The following is a 3,750-nucleotide window of genomic DNA, read 5'->3' as shown; positions in this document are numbered from 1 at the left end:
CGGATCAGCGCGTCCGCCGCCTTGAACCCGAGCCCCTCGATGTCGAACGCGGACCGCCCGGCCAGATAGAACAGCCGCTCCCGCAGCTGGCCCTGGCAGTACTGCGAGTTCGGGCAGCGGATGTCGACGTCGGACTCCTTGGCCGGCGCCAGCAAGGTGTCGCACCACGGGCAGTGCGTCGGCATCTCCCACGCCGGCAGGCCCTTCGGGCGCAGGTCCACCACCGGCCCGAGCACCTCGGGGATGACGTCGCCGGCTTTCCGCAGTACGACGGTGTCGCCCGGGCGGACGTCCTTGCGGGCGACCTCCTTCGCGTTGTGCAGGGTCGCGTACTCCACCGTGGACCCGGCCACCCGGACCGGCTCCATGTGCGCGAACGGGGTGACCCGCCCGGTGCGGCCGACGTTCACCTCGATCTCGATGAGCTTGGTGTTCACCTCTTCCGGCGGGTACTTGTACGCGATCGCCCAGCGCGGGGCGCTCGACGTGGACCCGAGCGCGCGCTGCAGGTCGAGCTCGTCGACCTTCACCACGACGCCGTCGATCTCGTGGTCCACCGAGTGCCGGTTCTCGCCGTAGTACGCGATGAACTCGTTGACCTCGTCGAGCGTGCCGACCCGGCGGGCGCGGTCGCTGACGGGCAGACCCCACGCCTTCAGCTGCTCGTACGCCGCCGACAGCCGGCCGAAGGTGTGCCCTTCGACCTTGCCGAGGCCGTGCACGACGAACCGCAGCGGGCGGGCCGCCGACACCTTCGGGTCCTTCTGGCGCAGCGATCCGGCGGCGCTGTTGCGCGGGTTGGAGAAGACGTCCTTGCCGGCCTCGACCAGCTGGGCGTTCAGCTCCTCGAAGTCCTCGACCCGGAAGTACACCTCGCCGCGGACCTCCAGGAACGCCGGGAGGTCGTCGCCGTGCAGGTGCTCCGGGATGCTCTTGATGGTGCGGACGTTCGGCGTCACGTCCTCGCCGGTGCGGCCGTCACCGCGGGTGGCACCGGTGACGAGCCTGCCGTTCTCGTACACCAGGTCCAGCGCGAGCCCGTCCACCTTGAGCTCGCAGAGGAACCCGCTGTCGACGATCTGCTGGGCCGTGACCTCGCGCTCCAGGCGCTTGGCCCACGCCTCCATCTGCTCGGCGGAGAACGCGTTGCCGAGGCTCTCCATCCGCATCGGGTGCTGGACCGGGGCGAACAGGGTGGAGACCGGGGCGCCGACCTTCTGCGTGGGCGAGTCCGGCGTACGGAGCTCGGGGTACTGCTCCTCGAGGCCCTGCAGCTCGTGCATCAGCGCGTCGAAGTCCGCGTCCGAGATGATCGGGCTGGCCAGGTAGTAGCGCGCCCGGTGGTCCTCGATCTCCTGACTCAGCGCCGCATGCCGCGTCCGGACATCCGCGGGCGGCCCAGCGTTCTCGGCTCTACCCTTTGTTCGCTCGCTGCGCTCGCTCATAAGCAGAACTTACCTGGCGGTCCGGACAGTTCTCGGTTACTCGTCGGCCGCTTCGCCGACCACGTCGGCGATGTCGCGGAGCAGCTTCAGGCGGGCTCTGGCGTCGGCCGGGGACGGCGCGGCCGCGAGTCCACAGGCCGGTGTGATCACCACCTGCTTCAGCAGTTCCGGGTCCAGACCGAGCTCTCGCCACCGTTTGATGAGGGGCTGAGCCGCCTGCTCCGCCTTGGGCACTGCACCGGTCGTCGCGACCAGACCGGCGTACAGAGTGGTGCCTGCTTCAGCAGCTATCGCTACCTGGTCCCAGGCCGCGTTGTTGAGCAGCGATACGTCAACAGCTACCCCACTGGCGCCTGACTTGGTAAAGACCTCGATGGGCGGCCGCTCCGCGCAGCAGTGCACGACAGTGGGAGCAGCACCGGTGAAGAGGCTCAAAAGCTCCACAGCACCCGGACCGTCCACAGAGCGGTGCTTACTCCAGCCGGACGCCGTCGGGACAGCACCAGCCAGTACGGCGGGCAGCCCGGGCTCGTCCACCTGCAACAACACCTCAGCGCCGGGCACACGCTTGCGTACTTCGGCCACGTGCTGCTCCACGCCGTACGCCAGCGCCTGTGCGAGGTCCCGCCGCGCGCCATGGTCCGCCAGCACCTTGTCACCGCGAGGGCGCTCCACGGCGGCCGCCAGCGTCCACGGACCGGTCACTTGTACCTTCAGCCGGCCTTGGTACCCGTCGGCGTACTCCTCCAGCACATCCAGGTCCTCGTGGAGCAACGCCCGCGCCCGTCGCTGGTCCAGGCTCGCCCTGGCGTCGCCACCGCCGGTCAGCCGCCAGCCGACCGGCTGCAGGTCAGCGGCCAACTCAGTCAGGACTGCGATGGTCCGGCTGATCATGTCGCCGTACGGGCGCGCCGGAAGCTCCGGGAGGAACGGGACGTCGACCAGCTCGAGTACTGCGCGCATCCACTCGCGGATGTCGTCGCCGGGGACCGAACCCAGACCAGTGGTGGTCATACGGCGGCGCTGACGCGCTGGACGCTGTCGATCGTTGCCGAGCCGATGACGCGTGTTCCGTCGTACAGCACGACTGCCTGCCCCGGAGCGACGGCGGATGTCGGCTCCTCGAAGGAGACCTGTACGTGATCGCCCTGGACTGCTGCGAGAACAGGAACCTCTTCGCCGTGGGCTCGGAGCTGGGCCTTGACATGCAGTTCCGAGGCAGGCGCCGGGCCGCACCAACGGGGCCTGGAGGCCGTCAGCTCGGACACGGCCAGCTCGGCGCGGGAGCCGACGGTGACGGTCCGGTCGACCGGGCTGATGTCCAGGACGAAGCGGGGCTTGCCGTCGGCGGCCGGGGTGCCGATCTTCAGGCCCTTGCGCTGGCCGATCGTGAACCCGTGCGTCCCGGAGTGCTCGCCGAGCTTGTTGCCCTGGGCATCGATAATGTCGCCGGGCGCCTCGCCGAGCTGCGCGCCGAGGAAGCCCGCGGTGTTGCCGTCGGCAATGAAGCAGATGTCGTGGCTGTCCGGCTTGGCGGCCACCGACAGCCCGCGCCGCTCGGCCTCCTCGCGGACCTCGGTCTTGACCGTGTCGCCGAGCGGGAAGAACGCGTGCGCGAGCTGCTCCTGGGTCAGGACGCCGAGCACGTACGACTGGTCCTTGGCCGGATCCACCGCCCGGTGCAGCTCCCGCGCACCGTCCGGCAGGTCCACGATCCGCGCGTAGTGCCCGGTCGCGACCGCGTCGAAGCCGAGCGCCAGGGCCCGCTCCAGGACGGCGCTGAACTTGACCTTCTCGTTGCAGCGCAGGCACGGGTTCGGCGTGCGGCCGGCGGCGTACTCGTTGACGAAGTCCTCGACCACGTCGGCGTGGAAGCGCTCGGCCAGGTCCCAGACGTAGAACGGGATGCCGATCACGTCCGCGGCCCGGCGGGCGTCGCGGGAGTCCTCGATCGTGCAGCAACCGCGCGCGCCGCTGCGGTAGGACTGCGGGTTGCGGCTGAGGGCCAGGTGTACGCCGGTCACGTCGTGCCCGGCCTCGGCCATCCGCGCCGCCGCGACCGCGGAGTCCACTCCGCCGGACATGGCTGCGAGTACCCGCATCAGGTGTTCCTTCCCACGTTCTGCAGCCCGGCGGACTTCGCCCGCTCCACGACCGGCCCGATGTTGTCCAGTACGGCGTCGACGTCGGCGCGCGTACTCGTGTGCCCGAGGGTGAACCGGAGCGAGCCGCGGGCCCGCTGGTCGTCGTACCCCATCGCGAGCAGCACGTGGCTGGGCTCGGCGACGCCGGCGTTGCACGCGGA

At 70.2% G+C, this 3,750-nt stretch carries 3 protein-coding genes and 1 pseudogene; all 4 read right to left on the bottom strand.

Translation table 11 applies throughout. The features are described 5' to 3' along the window. A partial coding sequence (ligA, locus tag VFF46_RS39530) for an NAD-dependent DNA ligase LigA (protein ID WP_325042409.1) occupies positions 1–1,445 on the bottom strand: 1,445 nt, incomplete at its 3' end. Between the two features lie 36 nt (positions 1,446–1,481). Continuing rightward, positions 1,482–2,459 carry a methionine synthase vitamin-B12 independent gene (locus VFF46_RS39525; RefSeq protein ID WP_325042408.1) on the bottom strand — a complete coding sequence of 326 codons (978 nt, stop codon included), beginning with the start codon at positions 2,457–2,459 and terminating at the stop codon, positions 1,482–1,484. Beyond that, the gene (gene mnmA / locus VFF46_RS39520) at positions 2,456–3,547 is read right to left on the bottom strand and encodes a tRNA 2-thiouridine(34) synthase MnmA (protein ID WP_325042407.1); all 1,092 of its coding nucleotides are present in this window, start codon (positions 3,545–3,547) and stop codon (positions 2,456–2,458) included. Before mnmA ends, VFF46_RS39525 begins: the two co-directional genes overlap by 4 nt. Continuing rightward, positions 3,547–3,750: pseudogene (locus VFF46_RS39515) on the bottom strand (cysteine desulfurase NifS); the annotation flags it as partial. The pseudogene VFF46_RS39515 and the gene mnmA, both read right to left, overlap by 1 nt.

The organism is Kribbella sp., assembly GCF_035655035.1.
Lineage (GTDB): Bacteria > Actinomycetota > Actinomycetes > Propionibacteriales > Kribbellaceae > Kribbella.
The sequence above is the reverse complement of the archived record's forward strand: the minus strand, read 5'-3'. Positions and strand labels throughout refer to the sequence as shown.

Excerpts from the sequence above, each read along its gene's own strand:
- VFF46_RS39525 (WP_325042408.1), bottom strand. The coding sequence starts at position 2,459 with ATGACCACCACTGGTCTGGGTTCGGTCCCCGGCGACGACATCCGCGAG.
- mnmA (WP_325042407.1), bottom strand. The coding sequence starts at position 3,547 with ATGCGGGTACTCGCAGCCATGTCCGGCGGAGTGGACTCCGCGGTCGCG.